Annotated in this window: 21 protein-coding genes; 13 read left to right on the forward strand and 8 right to left on the reverse strand. The window is 64.4% G+C overall.

Going from position 1 to position 20,293, the window contains the following annotated elements; translation table 11 throughout:
* Positions 1–55 precede the first annotated feature (55 nt).
* Together rph and rdgB are read left to right on the forward strand one after the other, a co-directional pair.
* Entirely contained in the window at positions 56–769 is a 714-nt protein-coding gene (gene rph / locus ABD719_RS06520) for a ribonuclease PH (protein WP_344692543.1), read from the forward strand.
* Positions 766–1,395, forward strand: a complete 630-nt coding sequence (gene rdgB / locus ABD719_RS06525; protein ID WP_344692544.1) for an RdgB/HAM1 family non-canonical purine NTP pyrophosphatase — start codon at positions 766–768, stop codon at positions 1,393–1,395. Before rph ends, rdgB begins: the two co-directional genes overlap by 4 nt.
* Positions 1,396–1,506: 111 nt before the next feature.
* Here rdgB and ABD719_RS06530 read toward each other — a convergent pair whose 3' ends face one another.
* The gene (locus tag ABD719_RS06530) at positions 1,507–2,064 is read right to left on the reverse strand and encodes a CAP domain-containing protein (protein ID WP_344692545.1); all 558 of its coding nucleotides are present in this window, start codon (positions 2,062–2,064) and stop codon (positions 1,507–1,509) included.
* Positions 2,065–2,087: 23 nt separating this feature from the next.
* On the opposite strand from ABD719_RS06530, the gene hemW reads away from it, so the two are divergent.
* On the forward strand, positions 2,088–3,266 hold the full coding sequence (gene hemW, locus ABD719_RS06535; RefSeq protein WP_425567117.1) for a radical SAM family heme chaperone HemW: 1,179 nt from the start codon (positions 2,088–2,090) through the stop codon (positions 3,264–3,266).
* 8 nt (positions 3,267–3,274) lie between these two features.
* Here hemW and ABD719_RS06540 read toward each other — a convergent pair whose 3' ends face one another.
* Positions 3,275–3,745: a vgr related protein gene (locus ABD719_RS06540; protein ID WP_344692547.1), complete on the reverse strand. Its 471-nt coding sequence runs from the start codon at positions 3,743–3,745 to the stop codon at positions 3,275–3,277.
* Between the two features lie 34 nt (positions 3,746–3,779).
* Complete coding sequence (locus ABD719_RS06545; protein WP_344692548.1) at positions 3,780–4,217, reverse strand: copper chaperone PCu(A)C; 438 nt, start codon at positions 4,215–4,217, stop codon at positions 3,780–3,782.
* A 161-nt stretch (positions 4,218–4,378) separates the two neighbouring features.
* On the opposite strand from ABD719_RS06545, the gene dnaK reads away from it, so the two are divergent.
* The gene (gene dnaK / locus ABD719_RS06550; RefSeq protein WP_344692549.1) at positions 4,379–6,283 is read left to right on the forward strand and encodes a molecular chaperone DnaK; all 1,905 of its coding nucleotides are present in this window, start codon (positions 4,379–4,381) and stop codon (positions 6,281–6,283) included.
* 77 nt (positions 6,284–6,360) lie between these two features.
* Complete coding sequence (dnaJ, locus tag ABD719_RS06555) at positions 6,361–7,482, forward strand: molecular chaperone DnaJ (RefSeq protein ID WP_344692550.1); 1,122 nt, start codon at positions 6,361–6,363, stop codon at positions 7,480–7,482.
* 36 nt (positions 7,483–7,518) lie between these two features.
* Here dnaJ and ABD719_RS06560 read toward each other — a convergent pair whose 3' ends face one another.
* Positions 7,519–9,066 (reverse strand): methyl-accepting chemotaxis protein, encoded by a 1,548-nt coding sequence (locus tag ABD719_RS06560; protein WP_344692551.1) that lies wholly within the window; start codon positions 9,064–9,066, stop codon positions 7,519–7,521.
* Positions 9,063–9,362 carry a hypothetical protein gene (locus tag ABD719_RS06565; protein ID WP_344692552.1) on the reverse strand — a complete coding sequence of 100 codons (300 nt, stop codon included), beginning with the start codon at positions 9,360–9,362 and terminating at the stop codon, positions 9,063–9,065. The genes ABD719_RS06560 and ABD719_RS06565 overlap by 4 nt, the downstream gene beginning before the upstream one ends.
* A gap of 90 nt (positions 9,363–9,452) precedes the next feature.
* Between ABD719_RS06565 and ABD719_RS06570 the strand changes: the two genes are divergently transcribed.
* Positions 9,453–9,659: a hypothetical protein gene (locus ABD719_RS06570; protein WP_344692553.1), complete on the forward strand. Its 207-nt coding sequence runs from the start codon at positions 9,453–9,455 to the stop codon at positions 9,657–9,659.
* A 4-nt stretch (positions 9,660–9,663) separates the two neighbouring features.
* Here ABD719_RS06570 and purB read toward each other — a convergent pair whose 3' ends face one another.
* Entirely contained in the window at positions 9,664–10,974 is a 1,311-nt protein-coding gene (gene purB, locus ABD719_RS06575; RefSeq protein ID WP_344692554.1) for an adenylosuccinate lyase, read from the reverse strand.
* A 203-nt stretch (positions 10,975–11,177) separates the two neighbouring features.
* Here purB and ABD719_RS06580 point away from each other — a divergent pair, with 203 nt between their 5' ends.
* Positions 11,178–11,627 carry an EF-hand domain-containing protein gene (locus ABD719_RS06580; protein ID WP_344692555.1) on the forward strand — a complete coding sequence of 150 codons (450 nt, stop codon included), beginning with the start codon at positions 11,178–11,180 and terminating at the stop codon, positions 11,625–11,627.
* 81 nt (positions 11,628–11,708) lie between these two features.
* On the opposite strand, the gene radC is transcribed toward ABD719_RS06580, so the two are convergent.
* The gene (radC, locus tag ABD719_RS06585; protein WP_344692556.1) at positions 11,709–12,389 is read right to left on the reverse strand and encodes a RadC family protein; all 681 of its coding nucleotides are present in this window, start codon (positions 12,387–12,389) and stop codon (positions 11,709–11,711) included.
* Positions 12,390–12,468: 79 nt separating this feature from the next.
* On the opposite strand from radC, the gene ABD719_RS06590 reads away from it, so the two are divergent.
* The 4 genes from ABD719_RS06590 to ABD719_RS06605 all read left to right on the forward strand — a co-directional run bounded on the left by ABD719_RS06590 (position 12,469) and on the right by ABD719_RS06605 (position 14,817).
* Positions 12,469–12,807 (forward strand): HesB/IscA family protein, encoded by a 339-nt coding sequence (locus tag ABD719_RS06590; protein WP_192126383.1) that lies wholly within the window; start codon positions 12,469–12,471, stop codon positions 12,805–12,807.
* 1 nt (position 12,808) lies between these two features.
* A complete protein-coding gene (xth, locus tag ABD719_RS06595; protein WP_344692557.1) occupies positions 12,809–13,579 on the forward strand; it encodes an exodeoxyribonuclease III in 771 nt (256 codons plus the stop codon).
* Positions 13,576–14,367 carry a transporter gene (locus ABD719_RS06600; RefSeq protein WP_344692558.1) on the forward strand — a complete coding sequence of 264 codons (792 nt, stop codon included), beginning with the start codon at positions 13,576–13,578 and terminating at the stop codon, positions 14,365–14,367. The genes xth and ABD719_RS06600 overlap by 4 nt, the downstream gene beginning before the upstream one ends.
* A 177-nt stretch (positions 14,368–14,544) precedes the next feature.
* Positions 14,545–14,817, forward strand: coding sequence for a hypothetical protein (locus tag ABD719_RS06605; protein WP_344692559.1), 273 nt, complete (start codon positions 14,545–14,547; stop codon positions 14,815–14,817).
* A gap of 56 nt (positions 14,818–14,873) precedes the next feature.
* Here ABD719_RS06605 and ABD719_RS06610 read toward each other — a convergent pair whose 3' ends face one another.
* Complete coding sequence (locus tag ABD719_RS06610) at positions 14,874–16,034, reverse strand: N-acetyltransferase (protein WP_344692560.1); 1,161 nt, start codon at positions 16,032–16,034, stop codon at positions 14,874–14,876.
* A gap of 139 nt (positions 16,035–16,173) precedes the next feature.
* Here ABD719_RS06610 and ABD719_RS06615 point away from each other — a divergent pair, with 139 nt between their 5' ends.
* The gene (locus ABD719_RS06615; protein WP_344692561.1) at positions 16,174–17,271 is read left to right on the forward strand and encodes a fatty acid desaturase family protein; all 1,098 of its coding nucleotides are present in this window, start codon (positions 16,174–16,176) and stop codon (positions 17,269–17,271) included.
* A gap of 377 nt (positions 17,272–17,648) precedes the next feature.
* Positions 17,649–20,129 (forward strand): TonB-dependent receptor domain-containing protein, encoded by a 2,481-nt coding sequence (locus ABD719_RS06620; RefSeq protein WP_344692562.1) that lies wholly within the window; start codon positions 17,649–17,651, stop codon positions 20,127–20,129.
* Positions 20,130–20,293: the final 164 nt, after the last annotated feature.

Raw genomic sequence — 20,293 nt, forward strand, 5'->3', positions numbered from 1 at the left:
GCCCGGAACGGAAGGCTAGGCACGCGACCAGTTTTATCGACCATAGGAAATGCCCATGCGCCCCAGCGGCCGCACCCCCGACCAGATGCGCACGATCAGCATCGAACCGCGCTTCACCCGCCATGCCGAGGGATCGGTGCTGATCGGCTTCGGCGACACCAAGGTCCTCGTTACCGCCTCGATCGAGGAACGCGTGCCGCCGTTCCTGCGCGGCAAGGGCGAAGGCTGGGTAACGGCGGAATACGGGATGCTGCCCCGCGCGACCCACACCCGTGGCAACCGCGAGGCGGCGAAGGGCAAGCAGTCTGGACGGACGCAGGAAATCCAGCGGCTGATCGGCCGCAGCCTGCGCGCGGTGGTCGACATGAAGCTGCTCGGCGAGCGGCAGATCGTGATCGATTGCGACGTGATCCAGGCGGACGGCGGCACGCGTACCGCCGCGATCTCCGGCGGCTGGGTCGCGTTGCGCCTTGCGGTCGACGGGCTGCTGACATCGGGCAAGCTGACGGTCGACCCGATCAAACAGAAGGTCGCGGCGGTCAGCTGCGGCATCTATCAGGGCAATGCCGTCCTCGACCTCGACTATGACGAGGATTCGAACGCCGACGCTGACGGCAACTTCGTGCTGTTGGAAAACGGCCACATCGCCGAGGCGCAGGCGACCGCCGAACATGCGACCTATGACGAGGAGGCGCTGCTCCGCCTGCTCCGTCTGGCGCGGATGGGTTGCGCCGACATCTTCCGCGCGCAGGCCGAGGCTGTGAAGTGAGCGGGGAAGGCCGCGAGCCGCAGGCAATCCGCAAGCTGGCCCCCGGCCGGCTGGTGATCGCCAGCCATAACAAGGGTAAGGTCCGCGAGATCGCCGCGCTGCTGGAAGGACGAGGACTCGATGTCGTCTCTGCAGGCGAACTCGACCTGCCCGAGCCGGAGGAAACCGGCACCACCTTCGTCATGAATGCCGAACTGAAGGCGCGGGCGGCGGCTGATCTGTCGGGCCTGCCCGCCCTGGCGGACGACAGCGGGCTGTGTGTCGATGCGCTGGGCGGCGATCCCGGCATTTTCTCGGCCCGCTGGGGTGGCGAGACCAAGGATTTCTGCATGGCGATGACGCTGGTCGAACGCGCACTCGCCGCGACCGGCCCCGCGCCGGCGCGGACCGCGCATTTCGTCTGCGCGCTGGCGCTGGCTTGGCCGGACGGCCATGTCGAATGGTTTGAGGGGCGGGTGGACGGTACGCTGGTCGATCCGCCGCGTGGCGACAAGGGTCATGGCTATGACCCGATGTTCGTGCCCGACGGCCATGACCGCACCTTCGCGGAAATGGACGACGCCACCAAGAATGAGATCAGCCACCGGGCCGATGCGTTCCGGCAACTGGTGGCGGCGGTGTTCTGACGCCCGCGATCGTCCCCGGATCATATTCCCGTCATTGCGAGAAGCGGGGCGACGCGGCACCCCGGCGTCTGCCGCAGTGACGGCCTTCTGTCTGCTAGACGCCGGTGAGGGCTAGAACGCCGGTCTGCCCACGATATTGCCGGCCGGGCGATACCGGCACACCAGATAATCCTCGCGCGGATCGCTGGCCATCGCACATCCGACTTCACGCGTGTCGCGCCAGACGATCTGGGCATAATGGCCGACGTCCTGCCACTGGCCGGTCCGGCTGAATTGAGGGGTAGGGGCATTGACGAAATGGGCGGCCTCGTCCGCCCATGCCGCGATCATCTCGCGATAGGCATAGGCGCCGCGTGTGCCTGCCCACAGATTCTCGCCCTGTTCCTCGATGGATGGTTGATCGGCGTGGCGCAGCGTTCCCATCCGCGCCAGCATCGCGGCGTGATCGCGCGCGGCGGCGGCAAGGTCGTCGTTCCACGCCAGTGGCGGCAGGCCGACCTGCGCCCGTGCCTGCCGATGCGCATCGAGCATCGCCTGTTGCAAGGCATCGGCGGTGGGCACGGGGCGAGGAGGCGTCAGGGCAGCGGGGGCGGCGGCCAGCGACGCGGCTATCCCGGCAGACGCCAGTATCACGCAGACCGACAGCAACGGAACCTTTGCCAACCCCATATCGAACGCCATATCGCACGGTAATGAATGTTTTGCGAACCGTCATAACCGAATCCGACGATCTGGCGCTGTATGTCCATTGGCCGTTCTGCGTCTCCAAATGTCCCTATTGCGATTTCAACAGCCATGTCCGTGCCGCGGTGGATCAGGTGGCATGGCGGGACGCGCTGATCGCCGACCTGAGGCACGAGGCGGCCCTATTGCCGGGGCGGCGGATCGGATCGGTGTTCTTCGGTGGCGGTACGCCCTCGCTGATGCCGCCGGCGACGGTGGCGGCGATCCTCGATGCGGCATCGGCAGCATGGGGATTTGCGCCCGGCGTGGAGATCACGCTGGAGGCTAACCCTTCATCGGTGGAGGCGGCACGGTTCGCCGATCTGGCCGCCGCGGGGGTCAACCGCGTGTCGCTCGGCCTGCAATCGCTCGACGATCGCGCGCTGCACTTTCTGGGGCGTGCGCATGACGTGGCGGAAGGGGTGGCGGCGCTCGGGGTGGCGCAATCGGTGTTCGCGCGGGTCAGCATCGACCTGATCTACGCCCGGCCCGATCAGCCATTGGTGGCGTGGCAAGCGGAACTGGCAGGGGCGCTGGCGTTCGGCACCGAGCATATCTCGCTTTATCAGTTGACGATCGAACCCGGCACCCGCTTCGCGACCGAGGCGTTGGCGGGTCGGCTGGTGCTGCCCGATCAGGACGCGGCGGCCGACATCTTCGAGACGACGCGGGCGATGACTGCCGCCGCCGGCCTGCCCGCCTATGAAACCTCCAACCATGCCCGGCCGGGGGCGGAGAGTCGGCACAACCTGACCTATTGGCGATACCGCGACTATGCCGGGATCGGGCCAGGCGCGCATGGCCGGCGGGGCGGGCTGGCGACGGTGCGGCATCGCAAGCCGGAAAACTGGCTGGCGGCCGTCGCCCGCAACGGCCATGGAACCCAGAGCGAGGAACCGCTCGCGCCGCACGACCGCGCGACCGAGGCGTTGCTGATGGGCCTGCGCCTGGCCGAGGGGATCGACCTTGCCCGGATCGCAATGCTGGCCGGAGGCGTCGCGCCGGTGGATGCGAAGGCAATCGCGCGCCTGTCCGACCTCGGCCTGATGGCACAGACCGGCGACCGGCTGCGGGTGACCGAGGCGGGGGCGCTGCTGCTCGACGCGATCCTGCCCGAGGTGGTGCAGGATGCCCCCGTCACCGCATAGGCCGCCGCTTACCGGAAGACGCTGAGCAACGTCTCGTATTGTCCCAGCGCGGGCGCACCGGGCACGGCATAACCCTCGCGCAGCAGATAGGCGTGGCGGACGATCTCGGCCTGTTGCTCCAGCCCGTATTGCGGCAGCCGCCAGCCCGGCTTCATCGTGTAGCTGTACCGGCAGAAGGGATGCCGGGCGAGCGGCAGATAGATGCCGCGTTGCCATTGCCATACGTGACAAAGTTCGTGGAGGAACAGGCCGCGCAGGGCCAGACCCTCCGTGGCGAAATCCTCGCTCCAGCTACCGCCTTCGGGGTGAAAATGGATATGCCCGCACGGCGCCATCGCGACGTGGCGGGGCTGGAAGAACGCCCACTTACGGCGCCTGATCTCGACCCCGGACAGGTCGATACTGTCGTGATAGAGCGATTTTGCCAGCCTGACCTCGCCCGCGGTCAGCGGCCGGCCATGTCCCTTCGTGGTTTCCATTATCGCCGAACGCAGGAAGAGTCTTGGTGGAGCCTCAATCCGGCGCAGGATCGGCGGCACCCACCGCCCATGCCTTGCGCTCCATCCGTGATCCGTCGGCAAAGGTGAAGGTCAGGAGGGCGGCGTCCCCCTTCTTCATCGCCGGGTCGAGGCCGAAGATCATCAGGTGCAGCCCGCCGGGTGCGAAGCGGATCGTGCCATGCGCGGGCAATGGCAGATCGCGGACCGGCTGCATGGTCATCGCACCGCCAGTCGTCATCGACCGGTGCATCTCGGTGCGGATCGCCCGGTCGACCGACACGCTGACAAGGCTGGTTGGCGCCGCGCCGCCATGCAGCGTGAAATAACCGGAGGCGGGCCGCCCTGTCACCGCGGGCAGGCGAAGCCATGGATTCTCCGTCTCGATCGTCGCCGGCTTCAGGCAGCCCGTCAGCATCAGGCAGCCCGTCGCGATCGTCCACCAGCGTTGCATTCCGGCCACTCCCTCGACACTCGCGATATCGCCCTAGGTTCCACGACTTCTTGCGGCAAGCGGCAGGCCACCTATATCGCGCCCATCACCGGGAGATTGCGCTGCCGTAACGGATCGCGATCCCATTCTTTTTTTGTTTGATGAGGGGCATCAAGGGACTCATGGCAAAAGTTATCGGCATCGATCTGGGCACCACCAACAGCTGCGTTTCGGTGATGGAAGGCGGCAAGCCCAAGGTCATCGAGAATGCGGAGGGCGCGCGCACGACGCCATCGATCGTCGCCTTCGCCAAGGATGGCGAGCGGCTGGTCGGCCAGCCTGCCAAGCGTCAGGCAGTGACCAACGGCGACAACACCATCTTCGCCGTGAAGCGCCTGATCGGTCGCCGCTTCGACGATCCGATCACCAAGAAGGATACCGAGCTGGTTCCGTACAAGATCGCACGCGGGCCGAACGGCGATGCGTGGGTCTCGGCCGGCGGCAAGGATTATAGCCCCTCGCAGATCAGCGCCTTCACGCTTCAGAAGATGAAGGAAACCGCCGAGTCCTATCTGGGTGAGACGGTGACGCAGGCGGTTATCACCGTTCCCGCGTACTTCAACGATGCGCAGCGTCAGGCGACCAAGGATGCCGGCCAGATCGCCGGCCTCGAAGTGCTGCGCATCATCAACGAGCCGACGGCGGCGGCGCTGGCGTACGGCCTGGAGAAGCAGGACGGCAAGACGATCGCGGTCTACGATCTTGGCGGCGGCACCTTCGACGTGTCGATCCTGGAGATCGGCGACGGCGTGTTCGAGGTGAAGGCTACCAACGGCGATACCTTCCTGGGCGGTGAGGACTTCGACAACAAGCTGGTCGAATTCCTGGCCGAAGGCTTCAAGAAGGACGAGGGCATCGACCTTGCCAAGGACAAGCTGGCGCTGCAGCGTCTGAAGGAAGCGGCCGAGAAGGCGAAGATCGAGCTGTCGTCGGCAGCCTCGACCGAGGTCAACCTGCCCTTCATCACCGCCGACCAGAACGGTCCGAAGCATCTGGTGAAGACGATCAGCCGCGCCGATCTGGAGCGTCTGGTCGACGACCTCATCAAGCGCACGATCGAGCCGATGAAGAAGGCTTTGGCCGATGCCGGCGTGAAGACCGACGACATCAGTGAAGTCGTCCTGGTCGGCGGCATGACCCGGATGCCCAAGGTTCGCGAAGCGGTGAAGAACTTCTTCGGCAAGGATCCTCATACCGGCGTCAACCCGGATGAGGTCGTGGCGATGGGCGCCGCCATTCAGGCTGGCGTATTGCAGGGTGACGTCAAGGACGTGCTGCTGCTCGACGTGACGCCGCTGTCGCTGGGCATCGAGACGCTGGGTGGCGTGTTCACCCGGATGATCGATCGTAACACGACGATCCCGACCAAGAAGTCGCAGACCTATTCGACCGCCGACGACAACCAGGGCGCGGTGACGATCCGCGTGTTCCAGGGCGAACGCGAGATGGCGGCGGACAACAAGATGCTCGGTCAGTTCGATCTGGTCGGCATTCCCCCGGCCCCGCGCGGCGTGCCGCAGATCGAGGTGACGTTCGACATCGACGCCAACGGCCTCGTCAACGTGTCCGCCAAGGACAAGGGCACCGGCAAGGAGCAGCAGATCCGCATCCAGGCATCGGGCGGCCTGTCCGACAGCGACATCGAGCAGATGGTGCGCGATGCCGAGAGCTTCGCCGAGGAAGACAAGAAGCGGCGTGCATCGGTCGAGGCGAAGAACAATGCCGAATCGCTGATTCATACCACCGAGCGCCAGTTGGCGGATAATGGTGACAAGGTCGACGAAAGCCTGAAGGCCGAAATCCAGTCCGCGATCGACGCCGCCAAGGCGGCGGTCGAGGGTGGCGAGCCCGAGGCGATGAACGACAAGTCGCAGGCGTTGGCACAGGTCGCGATGAAGCTGGGACAGGCGATCTACGAAAAGCAGGCGCAGGCCGATGCCGCTCCCGCAGGCGATGCCACCGCCAAAAAGGACGACGACGTGGTCGATGCCGAATTCTCGGAAGTCGACGACAACCCCAAGGCGTAATCACGTCATGAATGCGCCCCGTTTTCCCCTGTCGTCAGCGATGGTGGGAAGGCGGGGCGCTTTCCTGTGAGGCGGTCATGAGCACCCAGGTCGATTATTACGAACTGCTCGAATGCGAGCGTACCGCCGATGCCGGCGTCATCAAGTCGTCGTACCGCAAGCTGGCGATGAAGTATCATCCCGACAAGAATGCCGGGTGCAAGGATTCCGAAGCCAAGTTCAAGGCGGTGTCGGAAGCCTATGACGTCCTGAAGGACCCCCAGAAGCGCGCGGCCTATGATCGCTTCGGCCATGCCGCGTTCCAGCAGGGCGGTGCCGGTGGCGGCGCGCAGGACTTCGGTGGCTTCTCCGACATCTTCGAATCGGTGTTCGGCGAATTCATGGGCGGGCGCGGCGGTGGCGGCCGGCAGCAGGCGCGGCGTGGTGCCGACCTGCGCTACGACATGGAAGTGACGCTGGAGGAGGCTTTCCACGGCAAAGCGACCGAGATCACGGTTGATGTGTCGGCCGAGTGTGACACCTGTCATGGTTCGGGTGCCAAGCCCGGCACGCATGCCTCGACCTGCCGTCAGTGCAATGGCCATGGTAAGGTACGGGCGCAGCAGGGTTTCTTCGTGGTCGAGCGGCCATGCCCGGTCTGTCAGGGCGCGGGGCAGGTCATCGCTGATCCGTGCGGCGATTGTCGCGGCGAAGGCCGGGTCGACAAGACCAAGACGCTGACCGTCAACGTACCCGCCGGGGTCGATGAGGGCACGCGGATACGCCTGACCGGCGAAGGCGAGGCGGGACCACGCGGCGCGCCGGCAGGCGACCTTTACATCTTCCTGCATGTGAAACGGCATGCCCTGTTCGAGCGTGAGGGCACGACGCTGTTCGCGCGCGTGCCGATCAGCTTCACCACGGCCGCGCTTGGCGGATCGCTGTCGATCCCCGGCCTAGATGGCGATACGCACGAACTGAAGATTCCGGCAGGCATCCAGACCGGTAAGCAGTTGCGCCAGCGCGGTGCCGGGATGCCGGTGCTGCAGGGCCGCGGATCAGGCGATCTGGTCGTGCAGATCGAGGTCGAGACGCCAACCCGTTTGTCGAACCGGCAGCGCGAATTGCTGGAGATGTTCCGAGAGACCGAAACTGGCGACGAATGCCCGGCCAGCCAAGGCTTTTTCGCCAAGCTGAAGGGCGTGTTCGCCGCGGAGTGATGAAGGCTGCCCTCTTCCCCACGGAAGGGGGCGGCATCACGCCGCCCGGAGCATCTCGATGAATTGACTGGCGGCTGCGCGTAGCGCCGTCGACGAAGCACTGAGACCGGAGGCGGCGTGCGATACCTGTTCCGATAGCGCTTCTGTTTCGTTAGCGAGGGTAACGATGCCGTCCACTTCCTGCGCGACGGTTTCGGTGTCTGCGGCGGTTTCCTGCGCGGTGCGTTCGATATTGCTGGCGGTGGCGCGGTGGCGACCGACCTCGTCGCGGATCGTCTCGGAGGCCGCGGCGACATCGGCGACGACGGTAGTGATCTGTCCCAGCGCATCGCGGGCCAAATCGGCACCGGTCGCCATCGCGTCGGCCAGATGGCGGATGCGCCCGGTGGCGACCGACGCTTGTTGCGCCAGCCCTTTCACCTCGCCCGCGACGACCGCGAAGCCGCGCCCGACCTCGCCGGCCCGCGCCGCCTCGATCGTCGCGTTGAGCGCCAGCAGGTTCGTCTGCGCCGCGATCGCCGCAATCGTATCGGTGAAGCCCCCGATCGTGACGCCATGCTCGCTCAGGGTCGTCACCGCCGCGTGACCGGAGGTGGAGATGCCACGCGCATCGCCACTCAGGCTCGCCTGTCTGTCCACCGATCCGGCGATCAGCCCGATCGACTGACTTAGTGACCGTACCGCGACCGCGAGGTCCTGCGCGCGGTGCGAGGCGACGACGACCGAGGTAGCGGTCGTGCCCGCCTCGCGGCTCGTTTGTCGCGCGAGCAGATTGAGTGCATGGGCGGATCGGTCGAGATCGTCGCAGGCGGTGCCGACCGCGCCGACAATATCCGCGACCGATGCCTCGAAATCGGCGGCAAGCCTCAGCATGTCCTGCCGGCGGCGATCATGCGAGGTGGCCTCTGCCGCTTCGCGCAATCGCCGTTCGGCTTCGGCCTGACCCTGCGCTATTTGGGCGTCGTGCAAGGCGGCTTCCGCCATCGCGGTTCCGGCTGCGGCCTGAGCGGCGAGCGAATGGCTTTCCTCGCGCGCGCGGCTTTGCGCGACCAGCAGATCGCGCAGCCGTACTGCGATGAAGCTGAGCAATCCCGCCTGCAGGACGACCGCGACCGCATGATACAGGACGCGATCAATGTTGCCTGTGGTGGAGAACACCAGATCGGGCGCCACCAGCCACAGCAGGGCATGGTGAAGCGCGATCAGCACGCTCGCCAACACGATCGGTCGCCAGTCGCACAGCAGCGTCAACGCCGACAGGGCGACGAAGAAATACATGTGCGTATCCATCTGCCATGCCCCGCCGGCCATGACATAGACCCCCAGCGCGGGGATCACCGCCGGCAGCGTACCGACCGCCAGTCGCGCCACCGCATCGTTGCGTCCGTGACGGATCAGCCATGTGGGGTAGATGGTGGTGGCGGCGCCTATCGCCACGACGACCACGATCCGGTCGCGATCCAGAAAGAATGCGACGATCGCCAGCAGCAAGGTGGTCGTCCAGCCCCCGATGGTAAGCAGCCGGACGCCGTGACGACGCAGGTCGTCGAGCTCGACCGCACCGGAAGACGGCGTGTTGGTCATGCGCCGCACAGGATATCGGGGGCGGCGAGGGGGATGAGTCCCCGACGTGACAAGCCGATCAGCCGGTCACGATCGCCGATGACGATCAGGCTATGGTCGCCGGGGCCACGGCCTGCGATCCGGGCGCCGGTTGGCAATGCGGCGTTGGCGATCTCGGCTACCCTATCACCGGCGATCGATACGATCAGAATGGTACCATGGGCGGGCGGCACCAGTGCCAGCGACAGCAGACCCAGAATGGCACCTGCCACTTGAGCCAACACCGGCAACAAGCTGGACGTGAACGAAATAGCCATAAAACCGGTCTACGGATATCGGGTTACTTTTCCGTATCCGCCATCATGCCCGCCGGCCTGTCCGCCCCTTGTTCCGAGGGGCGGTGGCCGATGGATCAGAAGGTCGAAATGACGACCCCGACCACCAGCGCCTGGGCCGCGATCGCCAGCATCGAGCTGGTCACGGTTTCGAACATACGCATGGGATTGGTCTCCGATGCCGGAACGATATCCGGCATCGGCGATGTATGGGTGACCTGTATCACGCGCAATTTAATTGCTAGCATTCGTCATTGCGTTGCGCGCACGTGTAACTAAAATCTTAACGAAAGACTCGGTCGAAGATCGTGTCGACGTGCTTGAAGTGATAATCGAGATCGAACCGTGCCTCGATTTCCGAGACCGGCAACGCGGCGGTCACGTCGGGATCGGCGACGAGCAAGTCCATCAGCGACAGTTCGCCGTCCGATTCCCACACTCTCATCGCGTTGCGCTGGACCAGCCGGTAGGCATCCTCGCGGCTGACCCCCGCCTGGGTCAGCGCCAGCAACACGCGTTGCGAATGGACCAGGCCACCCATGCGGTGCAGGTTCTTCGCCATCCGCTCCGGATAGACGACCAGCTTGTCCATCACCCCGGTCAGCCGGGCCAGCGCGAAGTCGAGCGTGATGGTGGCATCGGGGCCGATATAGCGTTCCACCGACGAATGGCTGATATCGCGTTCATGCCACAACGCCACATTCTCCAGCGCGGGCGTGACATAGCCACGGACCATGCGGGCAAGGCCGGTCAGGTTTTCGGTCAGCACGGGATTGCGCTTGTGCGGCATCGCCGACGAACCCTTCTGTCCGGGCGAGAAATATTCCTCCGCCTCCAGCACCTCGGTCCGTTGCAGATGGCGTACCTCGGTCGCCAGCCGCTCGATCGATGAGGCGATGACCCCGAGCGTCGCGAAGAACATCGCATGGCGATCACGGGGAATGACCTGGGTGGAAACCGGTTCCACCGTCAATCCCATCTTCTGCGCGACATAATCCTCCACGAAGGGATCGATATTGGCGAAGGTGCCGACCGCGCCGGAAATCGCGCAGGTCGCGACATCCAGACGCGCTGCCACCAGCCGGTCACGATTGCGGGCGAATTCGGCATAGGCCTGGGCCAGTTTCAGTCCGAAGGTGACGGGTTCGGCATGAATGCCGTGGCTGCGCCCGATCGTCGGGGTCAGCTTGTGTTCGTAGGCACGTCGTTTCAGCACCACCAGCAGTGCGTCGAGATCGGCGATCAAGATGTCCGCCGCCCGGGCAAGCTGTACGGCCAGACAGGTATCGAGCACGTCGGACGATGTCATTCCCTGATGCAGGAACCGCGCCTCCGGGCCGGTCCGTTCGCTGACATGCGTCAGGAACGCGATGACATCGTGCTTCGTCTCCGCCTCGATCGCATCGATCCGGGCCACGTCGAACGGACCGGCGGCGGCATCCGCCTCCCAGATTCGGGCGGCCGCTTCCTTTGGAACGACGCCCAGTTCGGCCAAGGCGTCGGTGGCGTGCGCCTCGATCTCGAACCAGATGCGGAAGCGCGCTTCCGGTGTCCAGAGAGCGGCCATGGGGGCACGGGAATAGCGCGGGATCATTGTACCTCGTCTCGGTTGAGCCACGGGTCGTCGCGGCGACGCCTCTGGGGCGGGACGAACCGTCGTTAGCAGCACTCGCCCGGTCCTTCAAATTGGATCATATCGGCCATATCTGTAGTTTATCAGGCTGACTCGAACAGATCATCCGTTCGAACGGAAGACGAGTTCGCCACAGGTTTGGATGAAGCGAAAGGAAAGTCACCATGTTGAAGACGATCATTCTCGCAGGAACGATGACCATTGCCGCCCCCGTGCTTGCGCAGACCGCGCCGCAAGCCGCACCCGCTGCGCAGACCGCGCCGCAGACCTCGGTTGATCCGGCGACTACTGTGCCGCCGGCCGGCGTCGACTCGGCCGCCTCCGTGGAAGCCGCACCAGCGCAAACGGCAGAGGCCGCACCGGCTGACGGCGCTCAGGTCGCGCAGGCGGTGGATACGCAGTTCGGTACCTATGACAAAAATGCCGATGGCAAGCTGAGCCGTGCCGAGTTTTCCGAATGGATGGTCGCATTGAAGACCGCGAGCGATCCGTCGACCAAGGCAGCGAGTGCCGAGACGAAGAAGTGGGTTGGCGCCGCCTTTGCGCAGGCTGACACCGACAAGAACAAGTCGCTCGACAAGACCGAGGTGACCGGGTTCCTGGCCCAGTCCTGATCACCTCCTGATAGAGATAGCCGACCAGATGCCCCGCCGGTTTCACGACCGGCGGGGCGTTCGTATGCAGATCAGTCCCTTTTAGATCAGCCCCTGTGCGCGCATCGATACGTGTCCACCGGTGCCGATAATGAGGTGATCGTGGAGCGCGATCCCCAGTCGCTTGCCCGCCTCCGCGATAGTTCGGGTCACATCGATGTCCGCCCGGCTGGGTGCCGGATCGCCCGAAGGGTGGTTATGGACGAGGATGATCGCTGCCGATCCCAAGTCGATCGCTCGCTTGATGACCTCGCGCACATACACCGCCGCCTGATCGACCGTGCCCTTGTGCATCACCTCGTCACGGATGAGCATGTTGCGGGTGTTGAGGTGCAGGACACGAAACCGTTCGACCCCGTCATGGGCCATGTCGGCACGTAGATAATCGAGCAGCGCCTGCCAGTTAGCCAGCACCGGTCGTGCCGCCACCTCGGTCCGGATCATGCGGATTGCCGTCGCCTGCGCAATCCGCACCGCAGCAGCGGCAGTGTCACCCATACCGTCGACGCGTTGCAACGCAGTGGCATCCGCCGCCATCAGTCCGCCGATCCCGCCGAATTCCTTCAGCAATGCCTTTGCCAGCGGTTTGGTATCGCGGCGCGGAATTGCCAGCGCGAGCAGATATTCGACCAGTTCATGATCCAGCAATCCTTCCGGATCGGCGAGCAGTCGACTGCGGAGCCGGGCACGGTGGCCGGTGGTATCGACAGGAAGATCGGCCATCGTGGGGGGAACCTACGCAGTGGTGGTGGACAAGCAACCCTTGGTTGCCGCACGGGGCGGCACCGCCTATCTCGAATGCATGTCTACGCTCGCCTCCGATCTATCCCTGTCGCCCGCCGCCGCCGCCCGCGTCGCCGCGATCGCCGCCCGCCAGGGTAAACCTGCGGTCCTGCGCCTGTCTGTCGATGGTGGTGGCTGTTCCGGCTTCCAGTACAAGTTCGGGCTGGCCGATGGGCCGGAAGGGGGCGATCATGTCGCGGAGACGGACGGCGTCCGACTTGTCGTTGACGACATCAGTCTCGATCTGGTGCGCGGATGCCGGGTCGATTACGTCGAGTCGCTGGGCGGCGCGGCGTTCCGGGTCGATAATCCGCAGGCGGCATCGGGCTGCGGGTGCGGCACCAGCTTCGCGGTCTGACGTGAAGGTCGTCACCTACAACGTCAACGGCATCAAGGCCCGGCTGCCCCGCGTAGTCGAGTATCTGACCGAAGATCAGCCCGACATCGTCTGTCTTCAGGAACTGAAGTCGAGCGACGAAACCTTCCCCCTCGCCGAGATCGAGGCAGCGGGATATGGCGCGGTGTGGCACGGCCAGAAGGCATGGAACGGCGTTGCGGTGCTCGCCAAGGGTGCCACGCCGGTCGAACGGCAGCGCGGACTTGCGGGGGAGCCGGAGGACGAACATAGCCGCTATCTGGAATGCGAGGTGGACGGGTTGATCGTCGCTTCGCTCTATCTGCCCAACGGCAATCCGCGGCCCGGCCCCAAATTCGACTACAAGCTGCGCTGGATGGAACGGTTGGCGGCGCGTGCCCGTGCCTTGCTGGCGGAGGAGGTGCCGGCGATCCTGGCCGGTGATTACAACGTCATTCCCAATGACGACGATACCTTCTCCGTCCGCGCCATGCAGGACGATGCGCTGATGCAGCCGGAAAGCCGGGGGGCGTATCGCCGCCTGCTGGCGCAGGGATGGACCGACGCGCTGCGCACGCGCGAACCGAAAGGCCGGGTGTGGACGTTCTGGGATTATCAGGCGGGTGCGTGGCAGCGCGATGCCGGGTTCCGGATCGATCACCTGCTACTCAGCCCACAGGCGGCCGACCGGCTGGTCGGGGCGGGCGTGGACAAGGCCTATCGCGGTCGGGAAAAGGCGAGCGACCACGCCCCGACCTGGGTCCGCCTGCGATGACGCGATGGATCGCGCTGCTGGCGGTGATGCTGCCGGGCGTCGCTGCCGCTCAGCATCGCGATCTGTGTGCCGAGCGGCCGGGGTTGGGAACGCCGGCCTGCACCGTCGAACCGGGACATGTGCTGGTGGAGACGGGACTGGCCGACTGGACGCGCGAACGCGATGCCGATGGCCGCACCGATACGGTCGGGATCGCCGACACGCTGGTCCGCATCGGGGTTGGCGCCGTGACGGAATTGCAGGTCGGCTGGACGCCTTATGGCCACCAGCGGATGCGCGATGCGACGACGGGGGCAGTAACGCGCACGGGGCGCGTCGGCGACGTGATGCTGGGCATCAAACGCAATCTGGCCGAGCCGGATGGCCATGGCCTCTCCTTTGCCCTGACCCCGTTCCTGACCCTGCCCGTCGGACGCACACCGATAGGCGACGGGGACTGGGGCGGTGGAATCGTTGCGCCGCTGACCTACGATCTGTCCGATGCGATCCAGTTGGAATTCACTGCCGAGGCGGATGCGGCTGTCGATGAGGACGGGCATGGCCGGCATCTGGCCTATAGCGGCGTCGTTGGTGCCGAATGGGATTTCGCAGAGCATGTCGAACTGGTCGGTGAAGTGCAGGCGATCCGCGATCGCGATCCGGGTGGGCGCACGACCCAATATCTCGCCGGCGTATCGGCGGCGTGGCAACCCAATGGGCACGTCCAGTTGGATATCGGCACCGCTGCCGGGCTCAATCGTGCCGCACCCGATATACGAGTCTATGGCGGCATATCCGCCCTGTTCTGATGCGGCGTATCGGCCTGTGGCCGTTTCCGCCAACTATCGGCGCATCGTACGGTGAGGTGGTATGTATTGCTAATACACTAATTTGTAAGTCATTGATTTTGCTAAAAAGATAAACTGGCACGGCAAGTGCAATCCCTGTTCGGTGCGGGCTGATCCGCACAGGGAAGGGAAAACCTCATGTTCGCCACCAAGTTCTGTCTCTCGGTCGTCACCGCCACGTTGCTGACCACCGCCGCTGCCGCCGCCGAGCCGCGCGATGCCCCCACGGCCACCATGACACCCGCCCCGACGACCATTCCTGCCACGCGGGCGGTCGCCGACAAGGGGCTGAGCCAGCGTTATTGCATCGTCGGCGATATCACCGCGTCGCGCATCCTGCGCCGTGACTGCGCCACGCTGGCCGAATGGCAGGTCCTGGGTGTCGATCCGCGCCGGATGCCCCGGCGCTGAGGGGCGGGCGGGTGACAAACCGGTTCCCGTGGCGCGCCGCCACGGGGCCGCTGCCCTCACAATGTCCGTTCGTAGACCTGATACACCTTGTTGACCTCGCACCGGATCGCCTGCGCGATCGACCGCATCCCCTGATTGTCGTCGAGGATCCAGCCGATCTCGCTCCGGCTCGCGCCATATTTGGCCACCGATGCCCGGCGGATATATTCGATCATCATGAAAGCGAGTTGGCTCGCCATTCGTGACGCCTGCAGTTCCTTGACTACCCCCATTAGCGGCACGCGCATCGTTCGCACCCTGGGTTTGCGCAGCCATAGCAGCAGCTTTGCCCAGCCAAAGGGCAGCAGACTGCCGTTCAACGGTGCGATCGCTTCGTTCAGGTCAGGCAGCGTGATCATGAACGCCACCGGTCGTCCGTCCAGTTCCGCGATGCGGATCAGGTCGTTGAACACGATCGGCTTCAGCTTGACGCCGACATCCTTGATCTCGGGTGGTGTCAACGGCACGAAGCCCCAATTATCCGACCAGGCGTCGTTGAGGATCGCGAGGATGATCGCCGCCTCCTCCTCGAACTTCGACTTGTCGACCTCGCGGATGCGTATGCGGGGATTCTTCTCGCCCGACGTGATGATCCGCTGGACGATCGGCGGAAATTCATTGGTGATGTCGAGGTCATAGGTCAGCAACTGTTTGACCGGCGCATAGCCTGCCGCCTCTATCCAGCCGCGATATTCCGGCTTGGCGTGGCCCATCATCACGGTCGGCGGATGGTCGTAGCCCTGGATCAGCAGGCCGGGTTCTTCCCAGACCGACATGGAGATGGGGCCGAGTGCGCGGTTCATACCCTCGGCGCGCAGCCATGCCTCCGCCCGCGCCAACAAAGCGGTGAAGACATCTTCCCGTTCCGCCTCCATCAGCCCCCATTGCCCGACGCCGGGACCGAAGCCCCGATCCGCCGGCATGGTCAGCGCCAGCGTATCGATATGCGCGGAGATCCGGCCGACAACGTGACCGTCCTGTTCCGCGAGGAACAATTGCGCTTTGGCATGGCTGAACCAGCCATTCTTCTCGGGCGTGATGAGCCCGAGCGCTTCCGACTTCAGCGGCGGTATCCAGTTCGGATCGTCGCGATAAAGGCGGAAGGGCAGGTCGACGAACGTCTTTCTGTCGCGTCTGGTCTTCACTTCCCGGATCGTCACGCCCGTCGCCGCCGCCATGTCCACATCCCTTGCACCGTTTCGCATCCGGTAACCGGCATGGCCGATCATGGCGAGTGGCAATTCCGTCGGGCGCAGGGACGGGGAACGGGGTGCAAAGCCATGCTGTCGCCATTATCTTCGTGTCATGGATCAGGTCATGAACACCACGATGTCTCTCGATCGCGCGCCGGTGACGGCCGCTCCGGCCACCGGGCGTATCGCTGACGACAAGGCGATGCTGCGTGCGGCCGCCGAGTTGACCCGCGATCTCGTCCAGCCGCGCCCGCGACTATATTGGGCCGATCTGATCGCCTCTGCCGTGGTCGGCTACGGCGCGCTGGTGATGGCGATCATGTCCACGTCGACGGCGTTGTCGGTGGTGGCCGGTATCGTCGCGATGCTCGGTCTGTACCGTGGATTGAGCTTTATCCACGAAGTATCGCACATGAAGCACGCGCTGCTTCCCGGTTTCCGCAAGGGGTGGGACGCGCTGGTCGGTGTGCCGATGCTGACCCCGTCCTTCATGTATGAAGGCGTTCACAATCTTCATCACGCCAAGACGCGGTACGGTACCGCGGAAGATCCCGAATATCTGCCGCTGGCACTGATGAAACCCTGGACGTTGCCGCTCTTCATCGTGATCTCCGCGCTTGCGCCGATCGCTTTGATTTTCCGTTATGCGGTGTTGTCACCCTTGTCGCTGTTGTCACCGAGGTTTCGTGCCATGGTGGTCGAGCGTTATTCGGCACTGGCGATCAACCCCCGCTTTCGTCGCCGGATGCCTGAGAGCGACTTTGCCCGGCAATGGAACCGGATCGAAATGGCTGCCAGCCTTTGGGCGATCACGTTGGTGACGTTGGCTGCGACGGGAGTGCTGCCGTTGCGCGCCTTCCTGATAATCCTTGGCGTCGCTTCAGGTGTAGCGGTGGTCAATCAGGTGCGGACGCTGGTCGCCCATCTCTGGGAGAATGAAGGCGAACCGATGAGCGTCACCGCCCAGTATCTCGATACCGTCAACGTCCCCCCACCTGCGTTGCTGCCGGCATTGTGGGCGCCGGTCGGACTGCGGTACCATGCGCTGCATCATCTGTTACCGGGGCTGCCCTATCATTCGCTTGGTGAGGCGCATCGCCGCATTTCCGCCGCGTTGGACGGGGCATCGCCTTATCACAAGGCCAGCTATCCTGGACTGCCGGGGCTGGTGTTGAAGATCGGGCAGAGTACCATGATGCCGAGAAACCGCAGTCCGATCTGAACGGTTGGCGGTGTATCCAACACCGCGATCGGTTTGGCAGAAATACGTGGTCATCCGGCTTTGTCCGGTCCTACCGGTGATCGATCTACCCAAAATACGGCATAGACGGTCGACTTTTCCGCAAAAGGTGTAGCTCAAACGATCGTCTGACTCGACATTCCGCTGGATCTGTCTGCCGTGTTTCATATCAGGGAGCGGGCGGCGGTCGGATGAGCTTTTCTTGCAAAGCAACCAATCCGAACGATGTTCAGTCATTGGCTGGATCGCAAATGTGGCGATCAAGGCATTCCCCCTGTCATAAATACGGCGGCGGTGACCAGCACAGGGCATAGTTACCTATAACCCATTCAAACTGATTGTTTGGGGCACCGTTTATCATGAAAATCGATCTGTTGTCGGCAGCGGTGCCGGTGGCGCTGCTGATGCCTGTGCCTGCTTATGCGATGCCGGATACCGCCACCACGACGGCCGCCCCGGTGCAGGCGCCACAAGGTGCCGATGTCGTTACCACCGGTGTAGCCAAGGGACGCGACCGGCTCGACAGTGCCACCTCGACCAGTTCGCTTCGAGAGGCCGAAATCCGGAAGCTGGCACCCGGTTCGATCGGTGACCTGCTGCGTGACATTCCGGGTATCCGTTCGGAGGCGTCGACTGGCGAGGGCTCTGTCAGCCTGTCGATCCGGGGCCTCCCGATCGCCTCATCGGGGGCGAAGTTTGTCCAGTTGCAGGAAGACGGCCTGCCGGTTCTGGAATTCGGCGATATCCAGGGGGCAGGGGCCGATAATTTCCTGCGCGTCGACCTCAACCTGTCGCAGGTCGACGTGATCCGGGGTGGCTCCGCTTCCACCTTCGCGTCCAACTCGCCGGGCGGGATCATCAACTTCATTTCGAAGACCGGCGATGTCGAGGGCGGCGCGATCGCGGTGACTGCGGGGCTGGACTTCGAACAGTATCGCACCGATTTCGACTATGGCGCGCGGCTGACCGACAGCGTGCGTTTTCATGTCGGGGGCTTCTACCGGCAGGGCGAAGGCCCGCGTCGCACCGGTTACGACGCGCAGAAGGGCGGCCAGATCAAGGCCAACGTCACCAAGGAATTCACCGGCGGCTATATCCGCCTGTACGGCAAGTATCTCGACGACCGTTCGCCCTTCTACGATGCAGTGCCGTTCCGCACGACGGGGACCAATGCCGATCCCAAGGTGACGACGCTGCCCGGCTTCGATGGTCGGCGGGACACGCTGCTGTCGCGTAACATCCGCACCAATCTGGTGCTGGACGGTGAGAACAACGTCGCGGTCAACGACGTCGCCGAGGGGCAGAGCGTCAAGGCCGCATCTCTGGGCATGGAGGCGCAGGTCGACCTGCATGGCTGGACGGTGACCGAGCGGTTCCGTTTCTCGGACATGTCGGGGACGCTGATCTCGCCATTCACCAGCGCCTATCTTCCGGCAGCGGCTGGCGTGCAGTCGCTGGGGGGGGCGGGGGCGACGCTCAGCTATGCCAATGGCCCCCGTGCCGGGCAGGTGATCGCCGATCCTTCCGCCCTCAATGGCAACGGGTTGCTCGTCGCGCTCAACATGCTCGACCTGCGGCTCAACAGCTATGACAACGTCACCAACGATATCCGGGCCAGCCGGGTATGGCGGGTAGGTGAAGGCGACCTGACGACGACCGCAGGCTTCTATGCCGCGCGGCAGACGATCGATCGCGACGCGCTGTGGACCACCTTCGTTTCCGAGTTGCGCGGCGATGGTGAGGCGGCGTTGCTCAATATCACCGATCGTGCGGGGCGGGCGCTAACCCAGGACGGCGTCTATGCGTATAATCTCGCCTTGGCCCGCGGTACGCGGCGGCGGTCGCTGCGCGTCGACTATGCGGTGAACGCGCCCTTCGCGTCGGTGAACTACCATGTCGGCCGGGTCGCGATCGGCGGCAGTATCCGGTACGATTATGGCAATGCCGAGGGCCGTATCTTCGGTTCCGACCTCGGCGGCGGCCGGATCGGCACGGTGGCGCGCGACATGAACGGCGATGGCGTCATCTCCATCGCCGAACAGAAGGTAGGCGTGACCCCGCTCAGCGCGCCGGCACCGGTCGACTATAAATATGACTACCTGTCCTATTCTGCGGGGATCAACTTCCGGATCGCCGAGCCGCTCGCGGTGTTCGCGCGATACAGTCGTGGCGCGCGTGCCAATGCCGATCGCATCCTTTTCAGCAACATCGTCAGCACCACCGACGGCAGTCTGCTGATCCCCGGTGCCGCATTCGATCCGGTCAAGCAGGCTGAAGCCGGCGTGAAATATCGCCGTGCCGACCTGACCCTGAACCTGACCGGTTTCTGGGCGAAGGCGCAGGATACCAATGTCGACCCGGTCACATCGGGCCTGATCGCGCGCGACTATAAGGCGACCGGGCTGGAATTCGAGGGCGGCTATCGGCACGGGCTGTTCGGCCTGACCGCCGGCGGCACCTGGACCGATGCCGAGATCGTCCGCGATCGCATCAACCCTGCGATCGCGGGCAACATTCCGCGGCATCAGGCGAAGTTCATCTTCCAGGCGACGCCGCAGATCGTCACCGAGCGCTTTGCCGTGGGGGCCGTGTTGATCGGCACGACCCGCAGTTATGCACAGGACGACAATGTGCTGCGCGTACCCGGTTTCGTGACGACCAACGCCTTCCTGCAGGTTCGGCCGGCACCACGGCTGCAACTGACGCTGAATGCGAGCAATCTGTTCAACGTGAAAGCGTTCACCGCCTTTGACGACGCGGCGCTTCCCACCAGCGGCATCGTCCGTGCCCGGCCACTCAATGGCCGTAACACGTCGTTGACCGCGCGTCTGGATTTCTGAGGGTGGAGGGGGGCGTTTTCGCCCCCTTTTGCCGTGGTGTTTCTTTCTTCGAGTTAGGCGATGCCGATGCTGACGGCGATGAGCATATCCCGCAAACTGGGCCTGTCGTTCCTGCTGATCTGTGCAGCGGCGCTGGCGATGATGGTGGTGCTGTACACCAACTT

This window comes from Sphingomonas cynarae, from assembly GCF_039537815.1.
GTDB classification, from domain to species: Bacteria; Pseudomonadota; Alphaproteobacteria; order Sphingomonadales; family Sphingomonadaceae; genus Sphingomonas; species Sphingomonas cynarae.

Excerpts from the sequence above, each read along its gene's own strand:
- ABD719_RS06600 (WP_344692558.1), top strand. The coding sequence starts at position 13,576 with ATGACGCGATGGATCGCGCTGCTGGCGGTGATGCTGCCGGGCGTCGCT.
- ABD719_RS06560 (WP_344692551.1), bottom strand. The coding sequence starts at position 9,066 with ATGACCAACACGCCGTCTTCCGGTGCGGTCGAGCTCGACGACCTGCGT.
- ABD719_RS06540 (WP_344692547.1), bottom strand. The coding sequence starts at position 3,745 with ATGGAAACCACGAAGGGACATGGCCGGCCGCTGACCGCGGGCGAGGTC.
- ABD719_RS06570 (WP_344692553.1), top strand. The coding sequence starts at position 9,453 with ATGGATCAGAAGGTCGAAATGACGACCCCGACCACCAGCGCCTGGGCC.
- rph (WP_344692543.1), top strand. The coding sequence starts at position 56 with ATGCGCCCCAGCGGCCGCACCCCCGACCAGATGCGCACGATCAGCATC.
- dnaK (WP_344692549.1), top strand. The coding sequence starts at position 4,379 with ATGGCAAAAGTTATCGGCATCGATCTGGGCACCACCAACAGCTGCGTT.
- ABD719_RS06565 (WP_344692552.1), bottom strand. The coding sequence starts at position 9,362 with ATGGCTATTTCGTTCACGTCCAGCTTGTTGCCGGTGTTGGCTCAAGTG.
- hemW (WP_425567117.1), top strand. The coding sequence starts at position 2,088 with ATGAATGTTTTGCGAACCGTCATAACCGAATCCGACGATCTGGCGCTG.
- purB (WP_344692554.1), bottom strand. The coding sequence starts at position 10,974 with ATGATCCCGCGCTATTCCCGTGCCCCCATGGCCGCTCTCTGGACACCG.
- ABD719_RS06615 (WP_344692561.1), top strand. The coding sequence starts at position 16,174 with ATGAACACCACGATGTCTCTCGATCGCGCGCCGGTGACGGCCGCTCCG.
- radC (WP_344692556.1), bottom strand. The coding sequence starts at position 12,389 with ATGGCCGATCTTCCTGTCGATACCACCGGCCACCGTGCCCGGCTCCGC.
- ABD719_RS06605 (WP_344692559.1), top strand. The coding sequence starts at position 14,545 with ATGTTCGCCACCAAGTTCTGTCTCTCGGTCGTCACCGCCACGTTGCTG.
- ABD719_RS06620 (WP_344692562.1), top strand. The coding sequence starts at position 17,649 with ATGAAAATCGATCTGTTGTCGGCAGCGGTGCCGGTGGCGCTGCTGATG.
- ABD719_RS06530 (WP_344692545.1), bottom strand. The coding sequence starts at position 2,064 with ATGGGGTTGGCAAAGGTTCCGTTGCTGTCGGTCTGCGTGATACTGGCG.
- dnaJ (WP_344692550.1), top strand. The coding sequence starts at position 6,361 with ATGAGCACCCAGGTCGATTATTACGAACTGCTCGAATGCGAGCGTACC.
- ABD719_RS06580 (WP_344692555.1), top strand. The coding sequence starts at position 11,178 with ATGTTGAAGACGATCATTCTCGCAGGAACGATGACCATTGCCGCCCCC.
- ABD719_RS06610 (WP_344692560.1), bottom strand. The coding sequence starts at position 16,034 with ATGGCGGCGGCGACGGGCGTGACGATCCGGGAAGTGAAGACCAGACGC.
- ABD719_RS06590 (WP_192126383.1), top strand. The coding sequence starts at position 12,469 with ATGTCTACGCTCGCCTCCGATCTATCCCTGTCGCCCGCCGCCGCCGCC.
- ABD719_RS06545 (WP_344692548.1), bottom strand. The coding sequence starts at position 4,217 with ATGCAACGCTGGTGGACGATCGCGACGGGCTGCCTGATGCTGACGGGC.